Source organism: Serpentinimonas raichei (assembly GCF_000828895.1).
Taxonomy (GTDB): Bacteria; Pseudomonadota; Gammaproteobacteria; order Burkholderiales; family Burkholderiaceae_C; genus Serpentinimonas; species Serpentinimonas raichei.
Genome location: NZ_AP014568.1, coordinates 1 through 21011, shown reverse-complemented (window position 1 = coordinate 21011; position 21011 = coordinate 1). Strand labels below are relative to the sequence as shown.

At 63.4% G+C, this 21011-nt stretch carries 19 protein-coding genes; 5 read left to right on the top strand and 14 right to left on the bottom strand.

Features of this window, described 5'->3' with window-relative positions:
• Positions 1–5 precede the first annotated feature (5 nt).
• The 10 genes from SRAA_RS00095 to SRAA_RS00050 form a co-directional block, all read right to left on the bottom strand.
• Complete coding sequence (locus SRAA_RS00095; RefSeq protein ID WP_045530148.1) at positions 6–1085, bottom strand: YheT family hydrolase; 1080 nt, start codon at positions 1083–1085, stop codon at positions 6–8.
• Between the two features lie 32 nt (positions 1086–1117).
• Positions 1118–1534 (bottom strand): F0F1 ATP synthase subunit epsilon, encoded by a 417-nt coding sequence (locus tag SRAA_RS00090; protein ID WP_045530146.1) that lies wholly within the window; start codon positions 1532–1534, stop codon positions 1118–1120.
• A gap of 89 nt (positions 1535–1623) precedes the next feature.
• The gene (gene atpD, locus SRAA_RS00085) at positions 1624–3054 is read right to left on the bottom strand and encodes a F0F1 ATP synthase subunit beta (RefSeq protein WP_045530144.1); all 1431 of its coding nucleotides are present in this window, start codon (positions 3052–3054) and stop codon (positions 1624–1626) included.
• 41 nt (positions 3055–3095) lie between these two features.
• Complete coding sequence (gene atpG, locus SRAA_RS00080; RefSeq protein ID WP_029463000.1) at positions 3096–3965, bottom strand: F0F1 ATP synthase subunit gamma; 870 nt, start codon at positions 3963–3965, stop codon at positions 3096–3098.
• Positions 3966–3997: 32 nt separating this feature from the next.
• Complete coding sequence (gene atpA / locus SRAA_RS00075) at positions 3998–5554, bottom strand: F0F1 ATP synthase subunit alpha (protein ID WP_029463001.1); 1557 nt, start codon at positions 5552–5554, stop codon at positions 3998–4000.
• Between the two features lie 41 nt (positions 5555–5595).
• Complete coding sequence (locus SRAA_RS00070) at positions 5596–6126, bottom strand: F0F1 ATP synthase subunit delta (RefSeq protein ID WP_029463002.1); 531 nt, start codon at positions 6124–6126, stop codon at positions 5596–5598.
• A gap of 19 nt (positions 6127–6145) precedes the next feature.
• Positions 6146–6616, bottom strand: coding sequence for a F0F1 ATP synthase subunit B (locus SRAA_RS00065; protein WP_029463003.1), 471 nt, complete (start codon positions 6614–6616; stop codon positions 6146–6148).
• Between the two features lie 105 nt (positions 6617–6721).
• The gene (gene atpE / locus SRAA_RS00060; protein WP_029463004.1) at positions 6722–6970 is read right to left on the bottom strand and encodes a F0F1 ATP synthase subunit C; all 249 of its coding nucleotides are present in this window, start codon (positions 6968–6970) and stop codon (positions 6722–6724) included.
• 99 nt (positions 6971–7069) lie between these two features.
• Positions 7070–7975, bottom strand: a complete 906-nt coding sequence (atpB, locus tag SRAA_RS00055) for a F0F1 ATP synthase subunit A (RefSeq protein ID WP_029463005.1) — start codon at positions 7973–7975, stop codon at positions 7070–7072.
• A 33-nt stretch (positions 7976–8008) separates the two neighbouring features.
• Positions 8009–8545, bottom strand: coding sequence for an ATP synthase subunit I (locus SRAA_RS00050; protein ID WP_029463006.1), 537 nt, complete (start codon positions 8543–8545; stop codon positions 8009–8011).
• Between the two features lie 221 nt (positions 8546–8766).
• Between SRAA_RS00050 and SRAA_RS00045 the strand changes: the two genes are divergently transcribed.
• The 3 genes from SRAA_RS00045 to lipA are packed head-to-tail and all read left to right on the top strand — an operon-like array spanning position 8767 to position 10763.
• Positions 8767–9036: an HP0495 family protein gene (locus SRAA_RS00045; RefSeq protein ID WP_029463007.1), complete on the top strand. Its 270-nt coding sequence runs from the start codon at positions 8767–8769 to the stop codon at positions 9034–9036.
• Positions 9037–9729 carry a lipoyl(octanoyl) transferase LipB gene (gene lipB, locus SRAA_RS00040; protein ID WP_045476942.1) on the top strand — a complete coding sequence of 231 codons (693 nt, stop codon included), beginning with the start codon at positions 9037–9039 and terminating at the stop codon, positions 9727–9729.
• A 44-nt stretch (positions 9730–9773) separates the two neighbouring features.
• Positions 9774–10763, top strand: coding sequence for a lipoyl synthase (gene lipA / locus SRAA_RS00035; RefSeq protein WP_029463009.1), 990 nt, complete (start codon positions 9774–9776; stop codon positions 10761–10763).
• 11 nt (positions 10764–10774) lie between these two features.
• On the opposite strand, the gene SRAA_RS00030 is transcribed toward lipA, so the two are convergent.
• A complete protein-coding gene (locus SRAA_RS00030) occupies positions 10775–12721 on the bottom strand; it encodes a TolC family outer membrane protein (RefSeq protein ID WP_082039814.1) in 1947 nt (648 codons plus the stop codon).
• Positions 12722–12986: 265 nt separating this feature from the next.
• On the opposite strand from SRAA_RS00030, the gene SRAA_RS00025 reads away from it, so the two are divergent.
• Together SRAA_RS00025 and SRAA_RS00020 are read left to right on the top strand one after the other, a co-directional pair.
• Positions 12987–13613, top strand: a complete 627-nt coding sequence (locus tag SRAA_RS00025) for a transglutaminase-like cysteine peptidase (RefSeq protein WP_231849369.1) — start codon at positions 12987–12989, stop codon at positions 13611–13613.
• A 40-nt stretch (positions 13614–13653) separates the two neighbouring features.
• A complete protein-coding gene (locus SRAA_RS00020) occupies positions 13654–15576 on the top strand; it encodes an EAL domain-containing protein (protein WP_029463012.1) in 1923 nt (640 codons plus the stop codon).
• Positions 15577–15582: 6 nt separating this feature from the next.
• On the opposite strand, the gene gyrB is transcribed toward SRAA_RS00020, so the two are convergent.
• The 3 genes from gyrB to dnaA all read right to left on the bottom strand — a co-directional run bounded on the left by gyrB (position 15583) and on the right by dnaA (position 21011).
• Positions 15583–18219, bottom strand: a complete 2637-nt coding sequence (gene gyrB / locus SRAA_RS00015; RefSeq protein ID WP_045530142.1) for a DNA topoisomerase (ATP-hydrolyzing) subunit B — start codon at positions 18217–18219, stop codon at positions 15583–15585.
• Positions 18220–18308: 89 nt separating this feature from the next.
• Positions 18309–19415, bottom strand: a complete 1107-nt coding sequence (gene dnaN / locus SRAA_RS00010; RefSeq protein ID WP_045530140.1) for a DNA polymerase III subunit beta — start codon at positions 19413–19415, stop codon at positions 18309–18311.
• A gap of 135 nt (positions 19416–19550) precedes the next feature.
• Entirely contained in the window at positions 19551–21011 is a 1461-nt protein-coding gene (gene dnaA, locus SRAA_RS00005; protein WP_045530138.1) for a chromosomal replication initiator protein DnaA, read from the bottom strand.

Here is a 21011-nt window from a genome sequence, read left to right as displayed (position 1 = left end):
GCACCTTAGCCACTCTGCGCCGCCAACCACGCGCACACGGCCGCAGGCATGGCTTGCAAATCCCATTGGGCACCGCCGTTCCCCCAGCGCAGGCCCCCCGGAAAACCCACATGCCCACCCGATTCGGGTTGCCACAGTGTTACGGCAGGGCCCGCGGCAGGGCCCGCCTCGCCCGCTTGGGGCAGGCTGCTTGCTGGCACCAAGGGGTCGTTGCGGGCATTGAGCAGCAGTGTAGGCAACTCAATGGCAGCCAATCTGGGCTTGGCTGAAGCGCGCTGCCAGTAGTCGTCCACCCCGGCAAAGCCGTGCAATGGCGCGGTGAAGGCGTCGTCAAACGCACGCAAAGTGCGTGCAGCCAAGGCGCGCTGCAAGTCGAATAACCCAGGAAATTGCTGCCCCTTGCTGCGCGCCTTGCGTTTCATGGTGCGCAGGAACATCTGTGCATAGATCCAGCGGTTGAACCCGCTGTCGATCACATTGCCGGCGGCGGTCAAGTCGAGCGGAGCCGATACGGTGGCCAGAGCTGCGACGCCGGCCACCGAGTGGTCCGCCTCTTGAGCCCAGCGCAGCAGCGCGTTGCCGCCCAGCGAAACCCCCACCGCATACAACTGGCAATCGGGCCCTACGTGCTCGCGTACGCGCCGCAGCATCCAAGCTATTTCTTCGTGGTCCCCGCTGTGGTAGGCGCGCGGGGCCAGGTTGATCGGGCCGGAGCAGCCCCGGAAGTGCGGCAGCACAAAGACCCAACCACGGCGCTGCGCCTCGGCAGCAAAGGTTTTGGCGTAGTGGCTGCGCGAACTGCCCTCAAGGCCATGGAACAGCACCAGCGTGGTGCCGTCTGCCCTGCTTGGAGGCTTGAAGTCATCTGCTGCGCGATTCCGCTCTTGCACCGCGCCAAGGCCTAGGCTGGGTGATCGCTCCAACCAGTCGGCGTCTATGAAATCGTCGTCGGGCGTGAACCAGCGCTGGCGCTTGAAGCTCAGCGGCGGGATGCGGTGGCTGCGGCCCCACAGGGCGGTGCAAAGGGTCTGCGCGTGGCCGCCGGGTAGCCAGACCGGCGCACGGTAGGTCCAGCCCGCAGCCATCACCGAGCCGCTGGCCAGCGACCGCGCTGGGTTTAGCGTTTTTGCCGGAACTTGCGCAGCGCAGCGATCTGCGCCGCCATCACGGCCAGCTCCGACGTGGCCTTGGCCAGATCGATGCCGCTCTTGGCGTTTTTGAGCGCCTCTTCGGCGTGCTTGCGCGCGTCGTTGGCCTTGGCTTCGTCGAGGTCGTGGCCGCGGATCGCGGTATCGCTCAACACCGTGACCAAGCGCGGCTGCACCTCGAGGATGCCGCCGGCGACGAAAACGAATTCCTCATCGCCGTCGGCCTTTTCGATCCGCACCGCGCCGGGTTTGATGCGCGTGATCAAGGGTGCATGTCCGGGCAGGATGCCCATATCGCCCATTTCGCCCGGTATCGAAATGAATTTGGCCGGCCCACTGAAAATCGACTCTTCGGCGCTGACCACCTCGACTTGTATCGTGTTCATCTGTGTTCCTTGGCTAAAGTCTAGGCTTTGGTGCTGCGTGCCTGCACCCCGTCAAGCTGACCCCGGTGCAGGCCATGCAGCGCAGCGCATCAGGCCATTTTCTTGGCTTTTTCGAAGGCTTCGTCGATGGTGCCGACCATATAAAAAGCCTGCTCGGGCAGGTGGTCGCACTCGCCACTGCTGATCATCTTGAAGCCGCGGATGGTTTCCGACAGCGGCACGTACTTGCCGGGCGATCCGGTGAAGACCTCGGCCACGTGGAAAGGCTGCGACAGGAAGCGCTGAATCTTGCGCGCCCGCGACACCGCCAGTTTGTCCTCCGGGGCCAGTTCGTCCATGCCCAGAATGGCGATGATGTCGCGCAGCTCTTTGTAGCGCTGCAGCGTGCCCTGCACGGCGCGCGCCACCGCATAATGCTCGGCGCCCACCACCAGCGGGTCGAGCTGGCGGCTGGTGGAGTCCAGCGGGTCCACGGCCGGGTAAATGCCCAGCGAGGCGATGTCGCGCGACAGCACCACGGTCGAGTCCAAGTGGGCGAAGGTGGTCGCGGGCGAGGGGTCGGTCAAGTCGTCGGCCGGCACGTAAACGGCCTGAATCGAGGTGATGGAACCGACCTTGGTGGAGGTGATGCGCTCTTGCAGGCGGCCCATTTCCTCGGCCAGCGTGGGCTGGTAGCCCACCGCCGAGGGCATACGGCCCAGCAGCGCCGACACCTCGGTACCGGCCAAGGTGTAGCGGTAGATGTTGTCGACGAAGAACAGCACGTCACGGCCTTCGTCACGGAACGATTCGGCAATCGTCAGGCCGGTGAGTGCCACGCGCAGGCGGTTGCCCGGCGGCTCGTTCATCTGGCCATAGACCATCGCCACTTTAGATTCGGGCAGGTTCTCGAGATTCACCACACCGGAGTCGGCCATCTCATGGTAGAAGTCGTTGCCTTCGCGGGTGCGCTCGCCCACGCCAGCAAACACCGACAGGCCGCTGTGCGCCTTGGCGATGTTGTTGATGAGCTCCATCATGTTCACGGTCTTGCCCACACCGGCACCGCCGAACAGACCCACCTTGCCGCCTTTGGCGAAGGGGCAGACCAAGTCGATCACTTTGATGCCGGTTTCCAGCAGCTCTTGCGAGGGCGAGAGTTCGTCGTAGGCCGGGGCCTTGCGGTGGATCGGGGCGGTTAGGGTTTGGTCTACCGGGCCGCGCTCGTCGATCGGCTGGCCGAGCACGTCCATGATGCGGCCCAGGGTGGCTTTGCCCACCGGCACCGTGATGTTGGCGTGGGTGTTGCTCACCCGCATGCCGCGGCGCAGTCCGTCGGACGAACCCAGCGCGATGGTGCGCACCACGCCGTCGCCGAGCTGCTGCTGCACTTCCAGCGTCAGCGCCGTGCCTTCCATTTTGAGTGCGTCATAGACGCGCGGCATTTGGTTGCGCGGAAATTCCACATCAACCACGGCGCCGATGCACTGCACAATCTTGCCCTGTACCGCGGTGTTCACTTCTGCGTTGGCTTGAGACATGTTGGATACCTTTTAATGCTCTGAATCTTTGAAGGGCAGCCTCAAACGGCCGCCGCACCCGCAACAATTTCCGACAGTTCTTTGGTGATGCCGGCTTGGCGTGTTTTGTTGTATATCAGCTTGAGTTCGCTGATCACGCTGCCCGCGTTGTCGGTCGCGGCCTTCATGGCCACCATGCGCGCCGACTGCTCGGAAGCCATGTTCTCGGCCACCGCCTGATAGACCTGCGACTCGATGTAGCGCACCAGCAATTCGTCGATCACGGTCTGCGCGTCGGGCTCGTAGAGATAGTCCCAGTCATAGCCTGGGGCACCGGTTTCGAGCGTCTCGGCTTTCAGGGGCAACAACTGCTGCACCACCGCTTCTTGGCGCATGGTGTTGATAAAGCGCGTGTAACACAGTTGCACCGAACTCAGCCGCCCTTGCATATAGGCGTCGAGCATCACCTTGACCGGGCCGATGAGCTTTTCCAGGTGCGGCGTGTCGCCCAGAGCGGTCGCATGCGACACCACCTTGGCACCGATGCGATTCATAAAACCCAGCCCCTTGTTGCCGATTGCCACCACCTCGGTGCTCAAACCTTGGTTTTGCGCCTCACGCAGTTGGTTGGTCACCAGGCGCAGCACGTTGGTGTTCATGCCGCCGCACAGGCCCTTGTCGGTCGTGATGACAACCAAGCCAGCCACCTTGGCTTCGGGGTGCGTGAGCATGAACGGGTGCTCGTACTCTGGGTTGACACGTCCGAGGTTGACGGCGATCTGGCGCACCTTCTCGCTGTAGGGCCGCGCCATGCGCATGCGCTCTTGCGCCTTGCGCATTTTGGAGGCGGCCACCATTTCCATGGCTTTGGTGATCTTCTTGGTGTTTTCCACCGATTTGATCTTGGTGCGGATTTCCTTGCCGGCTGCCATTGATGCTCCTTATCGGGTTGCGCCGCAGCGCATCAGTAGGCGCCGGACTGCTTGAACGCGCCAATCGCCTGGCTGAGCTCGGCCTCGGACTCTTTGCTCAAAGCCTTCTCGCTCTCGAGTGTGGCCAGCAAGGCAGCGTGTTTGTCTTTCAGGTAGCCGTGCAGGCCCGCCTCGAACGACAACACTTTTTTCACATCCACGTTATCAACAAAGCCCTTGTTGACCGCGTACAGCGTGGCGGCCATGAGCGCGATAGAAAGCGGGCTGTACTGCTTTTGCTTGAGCAGTTCGGTCACGCGGGCACCGCGGTCGAGCTGCTTGCGCGTGGCTTCGTCGAGGTCGGAGGCAAACTGGGCAAAGGCGGCCAGCTCGCGGTACTGCGCCAAGTCGGTGCGGATACCGCCCGAGAGGCCCTTGATCAGCTTGGTCTGCGCCGCACCACCGACACGCGAGACCGAGATACCGGCGTTGATGGCGGGGCGCACGCCGGCGTTGAACAGGCTGGTTTCCAGGAAGATCTGACCGTCGGTGATCGAGATCACGTTGGTCGGAACGAAGGCCGAGACGTCGCCAGCCTGGGTTTCGATGATCGGCAGCGCGGTGAGCGAGCCGGTCTTTCCCTTGACTTCACCCTTGGTGAAGGCTTCCACGTAGTCGGCGTTGACGCGCGCGGCGCGCTCGAGCAAGCGGCTGTGCAGATAAAACACGTCGCCGGGGTAGGCTTCGCGGCCTGGTGGGCGGCGCAGCAACAAGGAAACCTGGCGATAGGCCACGGCTTGCTTGGAGAGGTCGTCGTAAATGATGAGCGCGTCTTGGCCGCGGTCGCGGAAGTACTCGCCCATGGTGCAGCCCGAGTAGGGGGCGAGGTACTGCATGGCAGCAGATTCAGAGGCGGAAGCGGCCACCACGATGGTGTAGTCCATGGCCCCGGCCTGCTCGAGCGCGCGCACCACGTTCTTGATCGACGAGGCCTTCTGGCCAATCGCGACGTAAACGCAGGTCATGTTCTGACCTTTTTGGTTGATGATGGCGTCGATGGCCACCGCGGTTTTGCCGGTCTGGCGGTCGCCGATGATCAGCTCGCGCTGGCCACGGCCGACGGGCACCATCGAGTCGATGGACTTGAGCCCGGTCTGCACCGGCTGGTCCACTGATTTGCGCGCGATCACGCCGGGAGCGACTTTTTCGATCACGTCGGTCATTTTGGCGTTGATCGGGCCTTTGCCGTCGATCGGGGCGCCCAAGGTGTTGACCACGCGGCCGATCAGCTCGGGACCCACCGGCACCTCCAGAATGCGCCCGGTGCACTTGACCGTGTCGCCTTCGCACAGGTGTTCGTAGGCACCCAGAATCACGGCACCGACCGAGTCGCGCTCGAGGTTGAGTGCCAGACCGTAAGTGGGCTGCCCTTCGGAATTGAGCGGGAATTCGAGCATTTCGCCTTGCATCACGTCCGAGAGGCCATGGACGCGGCAAATGCCGTCGGTCACCGAGACCACGGTGCCTTGGTTGCGCACATCGGTGCTGGCCACCAGCCCTTCGATGCGCGACTTGATCAGTTCAGAAATCTCTGCGGGGTTGAGCTGCATGACGCTATCCTTTTATGTGTGTGCGGGCGCAGGGGCGGCTTTCAGGCCGTCAGCGCCACCTTCATTTGATCCAGACGGGCTCGGACGGAGAGGTCGAGCACTTCGTCTCCCACCGACACCCGCACCCCACCAATCAGTTCTGGCTGCAATTCAACCTTCAGCTGCAGCGGACGCCCAAATCGTTGCTCCAACGCCTGCCCCAACTCGGCCAAGGCAACGGCATCGAGCGGGTAAGCGCTGCGCACCAAGGCATCGGCTCGGCCGCGCTCTGCGTGGATGCGCTGGCGCAACTGCAGCGCCATTTCGGGCAACACAGCCAGACGGCCGTTGTCGATCACGGTGCGCAAAAAGTTGCGCCCCAGCTCCGGTAATGGCTCTTCGAATAAGCCCACGATTAAGTCGAGTACCTGCTCGGCCGTGACTTTGGGGCTGGAGGCCCACTCCAGCAACAGCGGGTTGGCAGCCACGGCTGCCAGGTCGTCGAGCCACTGCGCAGCGCTCTCGGCCTGATTCCCTGCAGCTTGGTACAGCGCCAATGAATAAGGGCGGGCAATGGTAGCGAGTTCGGCCATGTTGTCCTCTAAGAGCGGATCAAAGCTCGGTCTTGAGGCGTGCCAACAAATCGGCGTGCACCCCGGCATTGACTTCACGGCGCAGGATTTGCTCCGCGCCCTGCACCGCCAGCACAGCCACTTGTTCGCGCAACTGCTCACGCGCCCTCAAGATAAACTGCTCGGCCTCGGTTTCGGCTGAGACGCGAATTTTGACCGCCTCCTCCGTCGCTCGGGCCTTGGCCTCTTCGATGATCTGCTGCGCCCGTCGTTCGGCATCGGCCAGCCGTGAGGCCGACTCGCTGCGCGACTTGCCCAGCTCTTCTTCGACGCGCCTGCTGGCCATGGTCAGTTCGATCTTTGCTTTTTCGGCAGCGGCCAAGCCCTCGCCGATTTTAAGCGCACGGTCATCAAGCACCTTGGCCAAAGGCGGCCAAACGTACTTCATTGTGAACCAGACCAAGATCGCAAAGACGATCGCCTGAGCAAACATGGTTGCATTGAGATTCATTGCAACGCCTTTCAGTGGTTTACCGGGTTGAAAGCGCTTGCGCGCACTGCATTATTTTCACCGCAGTCCCGTGGCCTGCGGTTCCACACCCACAAATGCCAACCGTTAAGCCAACACAAAGGGGTTGGCGAATGCAAACAGCAAGGCAATGGCAACGCCAATAATAAAGGCGGCATCAATCATGCCAGCCAAAACGAACATCTTGGTTTGCAGTTCGCCCATCAACTCGGGTTGTCGCGCCACAGCCTCAAAAAACTTGCCGCCCATAATAGCAATTCCAATTGATGCACCAATTGCACCAACGCTGACAATCAAGCCACAAGCCAATGCGACGAGTCCAAGAGTGAGTTCCATGTTGATTCCTTTATTTGAGAACGAGGTTGAGGAGAGGAGAGGAGAGGAGAGGAGAGGAGAGGAGAGGAGAGGAGAAAAAAGTGCTTGTCATCCCTAGGCTCAATGCGCCTCATGCGCCTGGCCAAGGTAGATGATAGCCAACGTCATGAAAATGAATGCCTGCAAAGTGATGATCAAAATGTGGAAAATAGCCCAAGCAGATCCGGCAATCAAATGCGCAATGAACAGCCCACCGCCAAATAAAGTCAGTGCCGCGTAGCCACCCAGTAGCGCAATCAACATGAATATCAACTCGCCGGCAAAGAGGTTGCCGAACAACCGCATGCCGTGTGAAACGGTTTTGGCAATGTATTCGACAATCTGCATGGGAAAGTTAATCAGCGCCATCAGCACAGCAACGACAGGGTTTTTGCTGGTGCCAAATGGTGCCGAAACAAGCTCATGCGCCCATCCGCCCAAACCCTTGATTTTGATATTGTAATACAAACACATGAGCAAAACTGCGCACGCGATACCTAAGGTTGTTGAAATATCGGCCGTAGGCACAATACTGAAGTAATCAGGCATACCAAAGAAAGCATGCAAGCCGTCGTCGGTATGGTCGTGAACAAATGGGATACCGTAAGCCCAGATGAAGGGAAACAAATCAACCGGGATCAGATCCATGAAGTTCATCATGAAGACCCAGCAAAACACCACCAGCCCCATGGGAGCGATGACTTTGCGGCTTTGCGGGTTGTGAATCAAGGCCTTGACTTGATTGTCCACCATCTCAACCAGCAGCTCGAAAAAGGCCTGGAAACGCCCCGGTACACCAGCGGTGGCATGCTTGGCAACGCGTTGCAAGACCCAACACACCAAAGCACCGAGCAAAATGCTCACACCCACCAAGTCGATATTGACGACCGAAAAATCGACCAGCTCGGTCTGCTTGTCGCTGGTCAAGTGCCCCAAGTGGTGCACTATGTATTCACTTGGCGTTGGGCCAGGGATTTCTGTTGTCATGTTTGAATCGTTAGATCAAAAAGTTCGACTTTCTTACTGGGCAGACGGCTGATTTCTCAGCCAATGCGCCACCCAATACGCCTTCAGCACTAACACCAAACCCAGCAGCAAGCCGAGCCAGCTCAAATCAGGGATCAGGCGCGGCGCCAACACCAACATGGCGATGGCTAGCGCGAGCTTGACCCCCTCCCAAAAAAACATTCCGGCCAACAAAGCCGACCCCTGCCCCGGCTGGGCGGCGCGCTTGCGCGCACCGCGGCTGGCCGTCACGCCATACGCCATCAGCGCCGTGGGCAGCAGCACACACAGCCCGCCGTAAAACACCGACGCCACCCAAACCGGCTGTCCCAAAACAAAGGCCAGCGGCACCGTCAGCGCAGTCGCCAGCAACAACAACACCACCTGCCAGCGCACCACGCTCCAGACCGAAGTCTGCGGCTGGCGCGACCGCCACTCACGCGCCTGTTCGGCCGTGAGGGGCTTGAAATCTTCAGACTCGGCCGCAGCTTCTGCATCAGGGCCCTTGGAGCGCTCACGCTCACTTGCGGGCTCGCGCAAAGAGTGGGGCATGGTCTACACCTCGAACGACTGATTGATGACGAGCTGCCAGCGCACAAACTTGGGGCGCCAAAACACCGCATTGCTGCGCGCAGGTGAAACCTCAAAACCAACGCATTATACGTAGAAACCCGCAGCCCTTCCCGTTTTTTGCACGCATTTCACGCAAGCGTCATGTTTGAGTCACACCCGCCCGCATCACACCCACCGTCCTGCGCCGCGATAATACCGCCATGCCCACCCCATCCGACTCGCTGATTGAATACCCCTGCCAGTTCCCGATCAAGGTGATGGGGCACAACGTGCCCGGCTTCGTCGAGGCCATGCTGCAACTGGCACAGCAGTTCGACCCAGCGCTAGACCCGGCCACCTTGGAGCAACGCCCGAGCAAGGCTGGCAACTACCTCGGTTTGACGCTCACGGTGCAGGTGCACAACCGCGAGCAGCTTGACGCGCTCTACCGCGCCCTGAGCGCACACCCACTCGTTAAAGTGGTGCTCTAAATGCCCGATGCACTTCCCGGCTTGCTGCTGCGCCCCTTGGGGCAGGTGGATTATGGGCCCACCTTTGAGGCCATGCGCGCCTACACGCAGCAGCGCGGCCACGATAGCGCCGACGAAATCTGGCTCTGCCAGCACCACCCCGTTTACTCCCAAGGCCTGGCCGGCCAAGCCGCGCACCTGCTGCAGCCGGGCGCCATCCCGGTGTTTCAGTCCGACCGCGGCGGCCAGGTGACCTACCACGGCCCGGGGCAGCTCGTGGCCTACCCGCTGCTGGACTTGCGCCGCGCCGGTTTGTACGTGAAGCAGTATGTGCACCGGCTCGAAGAGGCGCTGCTGCGCACGCTGGCGCAGTTGGGTGTCACGGGGCACCGCATCGCTGGCGCACCGGGTATTTATGTGCGCCTAGCCGACCCCTTTGACCACGCCGCCCTGACCGGGCCACGCCCGGCTTCCGACCCCTTTGCGGGCTTGGGCAAGATCGCCGCCTTGGGCATCAAGGTGCACCGCCACTGCAGCTACCACGGGCTGGCCTTGAACGTGGCGATGGACCTGGAACCCTTTGCCCGCATCAACCCCTGCGGCTACGCTGGGCTGCAAACGGTTGATCTATCTACAATCGGGGTAGCGGTTGAGGTGGCCGAGGTGGAGCCGCTGCTGCTGCGCCACCTGGTGGACTTGCTCGGGTACAAATAAAGCCCCCCGCCCCACTTTTCCGCCGCACCCCCTCACATGCGCCCATGAACACCTCCACCCCCCTCAGCACCGACCCCGCCGCCGCCAGCCCGGCCGCCTACGACGCCAGCGCCAAGCAAAAGAGCCAGGCCAAAACGGCGCGCATCCCGATCAAAATCGTGCCCGCCGAGGTGCTGAAAAAACCCGACTGGATACGCGTCAAGGCCGCCGCGCCGGGCAGCCGCTTTTATGAAATCAAAGAGGTGTTGCGCAGCCAGAAGCTGGTCACGGTGTGCGAGGAGGCCTCCTGCCCCAACATCGGCGAGTGCTTTGGCAAGGGCACCGCGACCTTCATGATCATGGGCGACAAGTGCACCCGGCGCTGCCCCTTTTGCGACGTCGGGCATGGCCGACCAGACCCCCTCGACGCCGAGGAGCCCGACAAGCTGGCGCGCACCATCGCCGCGCTGGGGCTCAAATACGTGGTGATCACCAGCGTGGACCGCGACGACTTGCGCGATGGCGGCGCGGCGCATTTCGTGGCCTGCATAGCGCGCACGCGCGCCTTGTCGCCCCAGACCCAGATCGAGGTGCTGGTACCCGATTTTCGCGGTCGCGATGAGCGCGCCTTGGATATTTTGTGCGCCGCCCCGCCCGATGTGATGAACCACAACCTGGAAACCGTGCCGCGCCTCTACAAAGAAGCCCGCCCCGGCAGCGACTACGCCTTTAGCCTGCAGTTGCTGCAAAAGTTCAAGGCGCGCCAGCCGCACATCCCCACCAAAAGCGGGCTGATGCTGGGTTTGGGCGAAACCGATGAAGAAATTTTGGCCGTGATGCAAGACCTGCGCGCCCACGGCGTGAGCATGCTCACCATCGGCCAGTACCTTGCGCCCAGCAGCCACCACCTGCCGGTGCGCCGCTACGTGCACCCCGACACCTTCAAAATGTTCGAGCAGCAGGCCCAAGCCATGGGCTTTGACCACGCTGCCGTCGGCCCGCTGGTGCGCAGCTCCTACCACGCCGACTTGCAGGCCAGCGCGGCCGGGGTTTGAGACAGCAAGAATCAGCGCCGCGGCTGCTCCACCACCGTGATGTCGACCCGGCGGTTTTGCGCCCGACCTTGAGCCGTGTCGTTGCTGGCCACCGGCTGGGCCTCGCCGCGCCCTTCGGTGCGAATGCGCTCGGCCGACACGCCCTGGTTCACCAGATAGGCTTTGACCGCCTCGGCGCGGCGCAGCGACAGGCGCTGGTTGTGCGCCTCGCTGCCCATGCTGTCGGTGTGGCCAACCGCGATCACCACGTCGAGGTTGATGGCGCGGATGCGCGCGACCACCTCGTCGAGGCGCTGGCGGCCATCGGGGCGCAGCACGGCGCGGTCAAAGTCGAACAGCGCATCGGCGGCAAACGTGATTTGCTGCGGGGCTGGTGCGGCAACCGGAGCCGGTGCTGGGGCCTGAACCGCGGCGGGGGCGACAGCGGCGGCCGGGGCAGCCGCCGGCAGCACCGGCCGCGCCCGCACCGGGGCCTCGGCCACCGCGCGCGCCTTGTCCACCACCAGCAGCGCCGGGGCCTCGAAGGGGCAGAGTTCTTCGGGCGGCAGGGCACCGCGGTCTTGGCCGAGCTGCTCCAGCGTCGGCTGGTCGGGCCGGTTCACGCCCAGCGCGGCCGTCAATTGGCCCATCGCCGCCAACGTGCGCGCCTGCGCCAAGAACTGGTTGTACTGCGCATTGAGGAAGGCGCGGCTGGCTTCGAAGTACTCGTTTTGTGAGTCCAGCAAATCGAGCAGGGTGCGCTGGCCGATGTCGAACTGCTGCCGGTAGGCGTCGCGCGCCACCTCAGTCGAGAGCCGGTGCTGGTTCAAAAAGCCCAGTTGCTCGTTCAGGCGCTGCACATCGTTGAAAGCGATGGTGAGCGTCTGACGCACGTTGCGGCAGGCCAGTTCTTGCAACTGGCGCGCTTGGGCGTTTTGCTCCACCGCCTGGCGTTCGCGCGCTTGATCGGCCCCACCGCGGTACAGGTTGTAGTTGAGCACCACCTCGGCCACGGTGTCGCGGGTGCGGCCGGGGACGTTGTTGAGGTCGCGGCCCCAGCTTTGGCGCACGCGGAAATCCACCCGCGGCCAGAAGGCGGACTGACGCGCTTCGATCTGGCTGCGACTGGAGCGCACATTCTCAAACGCCGCATTGATGGTCGGGCTGTTGGGTAGACCCTGGCGCAGCGCGTCGGTCATGGTGGCGGGCACCCCCGGCAGACGCAACCCTTCGCGCAGCGGTGGCAAGGTTGTGGGCGCCAGCGTGCCCATGATGCGCTGGAAGCGTGCGCTCACATCGTGCAGGTTGCTGATTTCGGTCAGCAGGTTGGATTCGGCCAGCGCCAAGCGCCCAGTCGATTGGTCGGCATCGACGCGCCGCCCCACGCCCGCGCCGACGCGCTCCTCGATCTGGCCCGACAAAATGCGGTGCTCGACGTAGTTTTGCTTGGCCTCCTCGGTCAGGGCCGAGTAGCGCGCCACATCGACGTAGGCGCGCGCCGCTTCCAGCGCCACGCTCTCGACCACCTCCATCAGCTCGTAGTAGCGCACCAACTCGGCGTATTCGAGCCGCTGCACCTCGTTGCGGGTAAAGCCGCCGTCGAACAGCATCTGGTTGAGCGTGAGCGAGCCGCCGTGCCGGGTGTACCAGCCGGTGTTGTTGCCTGGTGCGCGGTTGGTTTCGCGGCCCACGCCGTAATTCAAATCCACCTGTGGCCGCCAGCCGGCCATGCCGGCGTCGCGCTCGGCTTGGGAGGCGGTGAAGTTGTACCAGCGCGCCTGCACCTCGGGGTTGCTCAGGATGGCTTGGCGCACGGCCTCGATCATGGGTGCGGGCAGGGCCGCCGCGGCTGTGGCCGCTGGGGCCGGTGCAGCAGCCGGTGCTGCGGGAGCAGGCTGAGCTGGCGTCACTTGGGCCTGCAGGCCGCCTACACCAAACAAGGCGGCCAGCGCCACCACAGAGAGAGAGAACGTTTGCATGATGGGACCTTTCTTTGGTACACCGGACTTTCCGGGACACAAGACTTACTTGAACAAAGGTAGCCAGCTCAACTTGAGCTATGCTAGGGGCGCATCTTAAAGCAATTCTCGCCCGACGCGCTCAAGTATTGCTTCGATCATTTTAGACTGCCGCACAAAAACCACATACTGCCCTCCTTCTTTCCGCCCACCACCACCCGTGCCCATCTGGCTCATGCGCTTTTCACGCACCCCCCTAACACTGGGACTGCCCCTCTTGGCTCTGGTGTGGGCGCTGGTGTTGGCAGGCTTGGGCTTGGGCTGGGCCAGTCCCAATCTGGATCTCAAGCAGCGCCTGGCTCAAGAGCGCTTCGGCCCGCAGGCCGCGCAAACCGTGGCCGCTTGGCGCAGCATGATGGAGCAAGCGCGCACGCAACCGGTCGAGCGCCAGTTGCAAATGGTGAACAATTTCTTTAATCGCCGCATCGTTTTTGCGCTCGACCCCACGGTCTGGGGCCAAGCCGATTACTGGGCCACACCGCTGGAATTCATGGGCCGTGCCAGCGGCGACTGCGAAGACTACTCGATTGCCAAATACGTTACGTTGCTGCTGCTGGGTGTGCCCAACGAGCAGATGCGCCTGATCTACGTGCGCGCGCGCACCGCTGGCGCCCTGACCGAGGCACACATGGTGCTGGGCTTTTTTGAAACGCCGCTCGCCGAGCCACTGATCTTGGACAATCTCATCACCAGCGTTCGGCCCGCTTCGAGCCGCCCCGATCTCACGCCCTTGTTTAGCTTCAACAGCGAAGGGCTGTGGGTGGCCGGGCAGACGCAACAAGTCGCCAGTTCGACGGCGCGCCTGTCGCGCTGGCGCGATGTGCTCGAGCGCATGTCCAGGGAGGGGCTGTGAAGCACCGCCTGCTCCTGTTTACATCCCAAGGGGAACCGTCATGTCATTAGTCAAGCAACTCTGGTTGGCCATCATCGTGGTGATGGCGATCGCCTTTGGCGGCAGCCTGATCGTCAACGTGCTGTCGGCGCGCGCCTACTTGCAGCAGCAGTTGCAGATCAAGAACATCGACAACGCCACCTCGCTGGCGCTGGCCCTGACGCAGCTCGACAAAGACCCGATGACGGTGGAGCTGCTGGTCTCGGCCCAGTTCGACGCCGGTCACTACCGCTTCATCCGCATCGTCAGCCCCACCGGCGAAACCCTGGTGGAACGGGTGTTTGAAGGCGAGGTGGTGGGGGCGCCAAGCTGGTTTGCGCAACTGATTCCGCTCGAAGCCGAACCGGGCCGGGCCCAGGTGCAAGATGGCTGGCGCCAGTTTGGCACCGTGGTGCTGGCCAGCAACGAGCAGTTTGCCTACAAAAATCTGTGGCAAGGCACGCTGGATTTGCTGCTCTGGTTTGTGTTGGGCGCCCTCTTCACCGGCCTGCTGGGGAGCTACGCGCTGCGCGTCATCACGCGCCCACTCGGGGCGGTGGTGCAGCAGGCGCAGGCCATCTCGGAGCGCCGCTTCCTGACCCAACCCGAACCGCGCACGCCCGAGCTGCGCGCCGTCAGCCGCGCCATGAACGACATGGCCGGCCGCATCCAAGCCATGTTTGCCGACGAGTCGACCCGGCTCGAGGCTCTGAGCAAGCGCGTCAACCTCGATCCCGTCACCGGATTGGCGAACCGGGAGCACTTTTTGTCCTACCTGCGCGAGGCGCTCAGCGGCGAACAGTTCGGCTCTGCGGGCACCTTGGTGCTGGTGCGGCTGGCCCACCTCAACGAGCTCAACGCCAAGTTTGGGCACCAGCGCGCCGACCAGTTGCTGCGTGCCCTCGGCTCCGTGTTGCAGGGCTGCGACCAGGAAAATCCGGGCCAGCGCTCGGGACGCATCAAGGGGGGCGAGTTCGCCATCGTCTGCCCGACACTGGCCTCACCGACCGAAGCCGCGCAACTGCTCTACGAGCGCCTGTGGCGCAACTGGCTGCCCGACTGGGAACCCGAGTTCCCCGATCTGTTCCACTTGGCGGCGGTGGGATATGTGCGCCCGCAAAGCCTGCCCGACTTGCTCACGCGGGCCGATCAGGCGCTGGCGCTGGCGCGCACCAAAGGCCCCAACCGCTGGCACGCCGACGAACGCGAAGACGCGGGTCAATTCAGTCTGCCGGCCGAACGCTGGCGCACCCTGCTCACCGAAGCGGTGCACGGCGGGCGGCTGAGCCTGGCTTTCTACCCGGTGGTGCAACGCGACCCGAAGCAGCCCCTGCACCAAGAGGGGATGATCCGCCTGCGGCTGGGCAGCGAAGGGCAGTTGCTCAGCGCGGGCGACTTCATGCCCATGGCCGCCAGCCTCAACCTCACCGCCCCCATCGACTTGGGCGTGGTGCAACTGGCGCTGGAACACCTGCGCCAAGTCAGCGGCGATGTGGCGGTCAACCTGTCGGCCGAAACAATTGCCGATTTTGGCTTTCGCAACCAATTGGTGCAACTGCTGCAGGGCTTTGCACCACTGTGCCCGCGGCTCTTGTTTGAAGTGCCGGAGTACGGGGTGTACAAGCAGTTCGATGCCTTTTGCGACCTCGTGCGCAGCCTCAAGGTGCTGGGCTGCCGGGTTGGGATCGAATACTTTGGCCAGCAGTTTGCCAGCAACGGCAAACTGGCCGGCTTGGGGCTGGACTACATCAAGGTGCACCCCAGCTTCGTGCGCGGCATAGGCCAAAACCCAGGCAACCAAGAATTTTTGCGCGGGCTGTGCACCATGGCGCATGCGCTGGGCATCACGGTCATTGCCCAAGGGGTCGAGAGCGCCGACGACCTGCCGCTGCTGGCCCAATTGGGCTTCGACGGCGCCACCGGGCCCGGCGTCACAGGAGACTGAATTGCCTCACACGTCGATGTTGCTGGCGCGCAAGGCGTTGTTTTCGATGAACTGGCGCCGCGGCTCGACTTCGTCGCCCATCAGGGTGGTAAAGACGCGGTCGGCTTCGATCGCGTCTTCGATGCGCACTTGCAGCAGGCGGCGCACCGCCGGGTCCATGGTGGTTTCCCACAGTTGCTCGGGGTTCATCTCGCCCAGGCCTTTGTAGCGCTGGCGCGCGCTGCCGCGCTCGGCCTCGGCCAGCAGCCAGCTCATGGCAATGCGAAAGTCCGTCACTTTTTCTTCCTTGCGCCGCTCGCCTTCGCCGCGCCGCACCGTGGCCCCGTCGGCCAGCAAGCCGGCAAAGGTCTGCGCCGCTTCGGCCAGCGCGGCGTAATCGGCTCCGTGCACAAAATCTTGCGTGATCACGCTGCTGCGCACGTTGCCGTGGTGGCGGCGGCTGATGCGCAGCAGCGGTTTGTCGCTGCGCAGATCGAACTCGGCCGTGACTTCGGCCGGCACCCCGGTGCTGCTCAAGGTGCGCAAAGCGGTCTGCAGGGCGGCGGCGCTGGCGCTGGCTTGCTCCATGTCGTCGAGCGCCAGCGCCACGCCGTCGGCCATGGCGCGCAGGGCCTCGGCGTCCATGAAGGCGCTCAGGCGCGCGATCACCGCTTCGGCCACCTGGTGCCGGCGCGCCAGCTCGGCCAGCGTGTCGCCCTCTAGGGTGCGCCCTTGCTCGCCGCCAGTGTGGATGGCTGCGTCGCGCAGCGCGATGCGCAACAGGAAGGCGTCGAGCGCGGCGGCGTCTTTCAGGTACAGCTCTTCCTTGCCCGACTTGACCTTGTACAGCGGCGGCTGCGCGATGTAGATGTGGCCGCGCTCGACCAGCTCCGGCATCTGGCGGTAAAAGAAGGTCAGCAGCAGGGTGCGGATGTGCGCGCCATCGACGTCGGCGTCGGTCATGATGATGACGCGGTGGTAGCGCAGTTTGGCTATGTTGAAATCGTCGGATCCGCTCTTTGCCTTGGGATTGAACTCGTCGGCGGCGCTGGATTTGCCGATGCCGGTGCCCAGCGCGGTGATGAGCGTGAGGATTTCGTTGCTGGAAAGCAGCTTTTCGTAGCGCGCTTTTTCGACGTTGAGGATTTTGCCGCGCAGGGGCAAAATGGCCTGAAACTTGCGGTCGCGCCCCTGCTTGGCGCTGCCGCCGGCGCTGTCGCCCTCGACGATGTAGATTTCGCACAGCGCCGGGTCTTTTTCCTGGCAGTCAGCCAGCTTGCCGGGCAGCCCCAGGCCGTCGAGCACGCCTTTGCGCCTTGTGAGTTCGCGTGCCTTGCGCGCCGCCTCGCGCGCCCGCGCCGCATCCACGATCTTGCCGCACAGCAGCTTGGCGTCTTGCGGGCGCTCTTCCAGGTACTCGGCCAGCGCCTTGGCGACGATGTCTTCGACCGGGGCGCGCACCTCGCTCGACACCAGCTTGTCTTTGGTCTGGCTGCTGAACTTGGGCTCGGGCACCTTGACCGAGAGCACGCAGCACAGGCCCTCGCGCATGTCGTCGCCGCTGACTTCGACCTTGGCCTTTTTGGCCACCTCGTTTTGTTCGAGGTACTTGCCGATCACGCGCGTCATGGCCGCGCGCAGCCCGGTCAGGTGCGCGCCGCCGTCGCGCTGTGGGATGTTGTTGGTGAAGCAGAGCACGTTTTCGTTGTAGCTCTCGTTCCACTGCATCGCCACCTCGACCCCGATCTCGGTGCCGGGGATGCCGCCGTAGCTCTCGGCCGGGCGCGCGCCGGTGGCGTAAAAGGGGTTGGGGTGCAGCACTTTTTTGCCGGCGTTGATGAACTCCACAAAGCCCTTGACGCCACCGGTGCCGGAAAAATCATCTTGCTTGCCGCTGCGCTCGTCGTGCAGGCGGATGCGCACCCCGTGGTTGAGAAAGCTCAGCTCGCGCAGCCGCTTGGCCAAAATCTCGTAGTGAAAATCGGCGTTTTGCTGAAAAATCTCGGAGTCGGGCAAAAAGTGCACCTCGGTGCCGCGCTTTTCTGTGGCCCCACCCAGGCGCATCGGCGACACCTCCACCCCATCGACGCGCTCGACCAGGCGCTGCTGCACCTCGCCGCGGGCAAATTCGAGCTGGTGTACGCGGCCGTCGCGGCGCACCGTCAGGCGCAGCCAGCGCGACAGGGCGTTGACGCAGCTCACCCCCACTCCGTGCAAGCCGCCCGAGACCTTGTAGCTGTTTTGGTTGAACTTGCCGCCGGCGTGCAATTCGGTGAGCGCAATCTCGGCCGCGCTGCGCTTGGGCTCGTGCTTGTCGTCCATCTTCACCCCGGTCGGGATGCCGCGCCCGTTGTCGGTCACGCTGATGGAGTTGTCGCTGTGGATGGTGACGACGATGTCGTCGCAATAACCCGCCAGCGCCTCGTCGATCGAGTTGTCCACCACCTCGAACACCAGGTGGTGCAGCCCGGTGCCATCCGAGGTGTCGCCAATGTACATGCCCGGGCGCTTGCGCACCGCCTCCAGCCCTTCGAGGATCTGGATCGAGCCCTCGCCATAGGCTGCACTGACGGCGGCACTGGCGGCAGCGGCGCTGGCGGCGGCACTGGCGACCGACGGCGGCTCAGCGGAATCCGGCAGGGAGGCGGGGAATTCGGAATTCATGGATCACAACTCTCATCAAACGCACCGCCCGCACAAAGGCGGGCGCTGGGGGTCAAAAGGCGCAGCAAGCGCAGCCGGCGGCGTGGGGCTCAGATGCGCATCGGCATCACCACGTATTTGTAGCTCTCGTGTTCGGGAATGGTCAACAGCGCCGAGGCGTTGTTATCGGCCAGCTCCAAGCGCACCATCTCCTGGCCCATGTTGCTCAAGCCCTCGATCAGGTAGGTGACGTTGAAGCCCATCTCGATCATGGGCCCCTGGTACTCGATGTCGAGCTCGTCCAGCGCCTCTTCCTGCTCGGCGTTGTGCGCCACCAGCCGCAACACACCGGGCTCCAGGCTTAGGCGCACACCCTTGAACTTGTCGCTGGTCATGAGGGCGGCGCGTTGCAGCGCGGCCAGCAGCGGCTGGCGACCCAGCAACAGCACGTGCGGGTGCTGGCGCGGGATGACGCGGTGGTAGTCCGGGAACTTGCCCTCCACCAGCTTGCTGATGAACTCTAGGCCGCCAAAGCTGAAGCGGGCTTGGTTGGAGGCAAATTGCAGTTCGACTTCGCCCTCGGCCTGCGACAGCAGCCGCTGCAACTCCAGCACCGTCTTGCGTGGGAGGATCACCTCTTGTTTGGGCACCTCGACCTCGAGCGCGGCGCTGGAGAAGGCCAACCGGTGCCCGTCGGTGGCCACCAGACTCAGGGTCTTGCCTTCGGCGACGAACAAAATGCCATTCAAGTAGAAGCGGATGTCTTGCACCGCCATGGCAAAGGAGACTTGGCCCAGCAAGCTCTTGAACACCTTTTGCGGCACGCTGAAGGTTGGGCCGAAGCTGGGGGCCTGCTGCACCAGCGGAAAATCTTCGGCGGGCAGGGTTTGCAGCGTGAAGCGTGATTTGCCGCCCTTTAGGATGAGTTTGGACTGCTGCGCCTCCAGCGTGACTTTTTGTTCGGCCGGCAGGGTGCGCAAAATGTCGATCAGCTTGCGCGCGCCCACCGTGGTGGCAAAGGCGCCCTCGTCGCCCCCAAGCTCGGCCTGGGTGCGAATCTGGATTTCGAGGTCGCTGGTGGTCAGCTCCACCAAGCCCCCGACTTTGCGCAGCAGCACATTGGCCAGCACCGGCATGGTGTGGCGGCGCTCCACAATGCCCGACACCGCCTGCAGGGCGGCCAACAGCTTGTCTTGGGTCGATTGCACAACGATCATGGGCGGGCTTTCGGTTCGAGTTCAGTTAAAGGGTGAAGCCGTGCGGCGGCTCAGGCAGCCGGCCACAGGCCATCGGCTGAATTGTTGCAGGTTTAAAGGGCACGGCGCTGGGCATCGGTGGGCCTTGGTAAGGGTTTAGCCCTTGAGGGTTTGCTCCAGCACGTGCAACTGCTGGTTGAGCTCGCTCAGGGTCTGGCGCTCGGCGGCGATCTTGCGCACCGCGTGCAGCACCGTGGTGTGGTCGCGCCCGCCAAACAGCTCACCGATTTCGGGCAGGCTCTTTTGCGTCAGCTCCTTGGCCAGAAACATGGCGATCTGGCGTGGCCGTGCGATGTTGGCAGGCCGCTTGCGCGAGTACATGTCGGCGACCTTGATCTTGTAAAAGTCGGCCACCGTTTTCTGAATGTTCTCGACCGAGATCTGGCGGTTCTGGATGCTGAGCAAGTCGCGCAGCGCCTCGCGCGCCAACGCGATCGAAATCTCTTTGTGGTTGAAGCGCGAGTAGGCCAGAATTTTGCGCAGCGCCCCTTCGAGCTCGCGCACGTTGGAGCGCACGTTCTTGGCCACGAAAAAGGCCACATCCTCGGGCAACGCCGCCGCTTCGGCCTCGGCCTTGCTGATCAGAATGGCCACCCGCATTTCGAGCTCGGGCGGCTCGATGGCCACCGTCAGGCCGGCATCGAAGCGCGACACCAGCCGCTCGTGGATGTCGGCCAGCCCCTTGGGGTAGGTGTCGCTGGTCATGACGATGTGGCTTTTTTTGGCCAGCAGCGCCTCGAAGGCGTTGAAAAACTCCTCCTGCGTGCGCTCTTTGTTGGCAAAGAACTGCACATCGTCGATCAGCAGCAAGTCCAACGAGTGGTAGCGCGCCTTGAACTCATCAAAAGTTTTGCGCTGGTACGACTTGACCACGTCCGTCACAAACTGTTCGGCGTGGACGTAGAGCACCTTGGCCGCTGAGCGCCCCGCCAGCAACTGGTTGCCGATGGCGTGCATCAGGTGCGTTTTGCCCAAGCCCACGCCACCATAGATAAACAAGGGGTTGTAGAGCTGGCCCGGATGGTGCGCCACGTGCATGGCGGCCGCGCGCGCCATGCGGTTGGCCGTGCCCTCGACCAAGGTGGCAAAAGTCAGCCCGCTGTTGAGCCGATGCAGCGGCTCAACCCGCTTGGCCGTGGCGGCGCTGGCGGCTACGGGACTGGAAGCCGGCTCCATGGTCCAAGCCTCGGCATCGTGCCCGAGCGCATCCGCCGCCGCGTCGGCCGGTGTGGCACGGGCCGGCGCTGGTTTGCCAAGGGTGGCGCGCGCGCTTGGGCGGCTGGCCAGCACCAGCTCGAGCGCCACCGGCCGCCCGGCCACCGCCTGCAAGGCAGCGGCGATGCGGGCAGCGTACTGGGTGCGGATGCAGTCGAGCTTGAAGCGGCTTGGCAACAGCAGCGTGACCGAGTCGGCCGTCTGCGACACCTGGGCCGCCAAGGGGCGGATCCAGGTGTTGAACTGCTGCGCCGGCAGTTCGAGCGCCAGGCGCTGCACACAGGCCGACCACAAAGCCTCCGCAGGCTCCGAGACTTCGGGCGGAATCAAGACTAGGGACAT

Coding starts and splice junctions, on each gene's coding strand:
- SRAA_RS00030 (WP_082039814.1), bottom strand. CDS start 12,721: ATGCAAACGTTCTCTCTCTCTGTGGTGGCGCTGGCCGCCTTGTTTGGT.
- lipB (WP_045476942.1), top strand. CDS start 9,037: ATGCCCGATGCACTTCCCGGCTTGCTGCTGCGCCCCTTGGGGCAGGTG.
- SRAA_RS00065 (WP_029463003.1), bottom strand. CDS start 6,616: ATGAATCTCAATGCAACCATGTTTGCTCAGGCGATCGTCTTTGCGATC.
- dnaN (WP_045530140.1), bottom strand. CDS start 19,415: ATGATCGTTGTGCAATCGACCCAAGACAAGCTGTTGGCCGCCCTGCAG.
- atpD (WP_045530144.1), bottom strand. CDS start 3,054: ATGTCTCAAGCCAACGCAGAAGTGAACACCGCGGTACAGGGCAAGATT.
- atpG (WP_029463000.1), bottom strand. CDS start 3,965: ATGGCAGCCGGCAAGGAAATCCGCACCAAGATCAAATCGGTGGAAAAC.
- atpB (WP_029463005.1), bottom strand. CDS start 7,975: ATGACAACAGAAATCCCTGGCCCAACGCCAAGTGAATACATAGTGCAC.
- SRAA_RS00050 (WP_029463006.1), bottom strand. CDS start 8,545: ATGCCCCACTCTTTGCGCGAGCCCGCAAGTGAGCGTGAGCGCTCCAAG.
- atpA (WP_029463001.1), bottom strand. CDS start 5,554: ATGCAGCTCAACCCCGCAGAGATTTCTGAACTGATCAAGTCGCGCATC.
- SRAA_RS00045 (WP_029463007.1), top strand. CDS start 8,767: ATGCCCACCCCATCCGACTCGCTGATTGAATACCCCTGCCAGTTCCCG.
- SRAA_RS00020 (WP_029463012.1), top strand. CDS start 13,654: ATGTCATTAGTCAAGCAACTCTGGTTGGCCATCATCGTGGTGATGGCG.
- lipA (WP_029463009.1), top strand. CDS start 9,774: ATGAACACCTCCACCCCCCTCAGCACCGACCCCGCCGCCGCCAGCCCG.
- SRAA_RS00090 (WP_045530146.1), bottom strand. CDS start 1,534: ATGAACACGATACAAGTCGAGGTGGTCAGCGCCGAAGAGTCGATTTTC.
- dnaA (WP_045530138.1), bottom strand. CDS start 21,011: ATGTCCCTAGTCTTGATTCCGCCCGAAGTCTCGGAGCCTGCGGAGGCT.
- SRAA_RS00095 (WP_045530148.1), bottom strand. CDS start 1,085: ATGGCTGCGGGCTGGACCTACCGTGCGCCGGTCTGGCTACCCGGCGGC.
- gyrB (WP_045530142.1), bottom strand. CDS start 18,219: ATGAATTCCGAATTCCCCGCCTCCCTGCCGGATTCCGCTGAGCCGCCG.
- SRAA_RS00070 (WP_029463002.1), bottom strand. CDS start 6,126: ATGGCCGAACTCGCTACCATTGCCCGCCCTTATTCATTGGCGCTGTAC.
- atpE (WP_029463004.1), bottom strand. CDS start 6,970: ATGGAACTCACTCTTGGACTCGTCGCATTGGCTTGTGGCTTGATTGTC.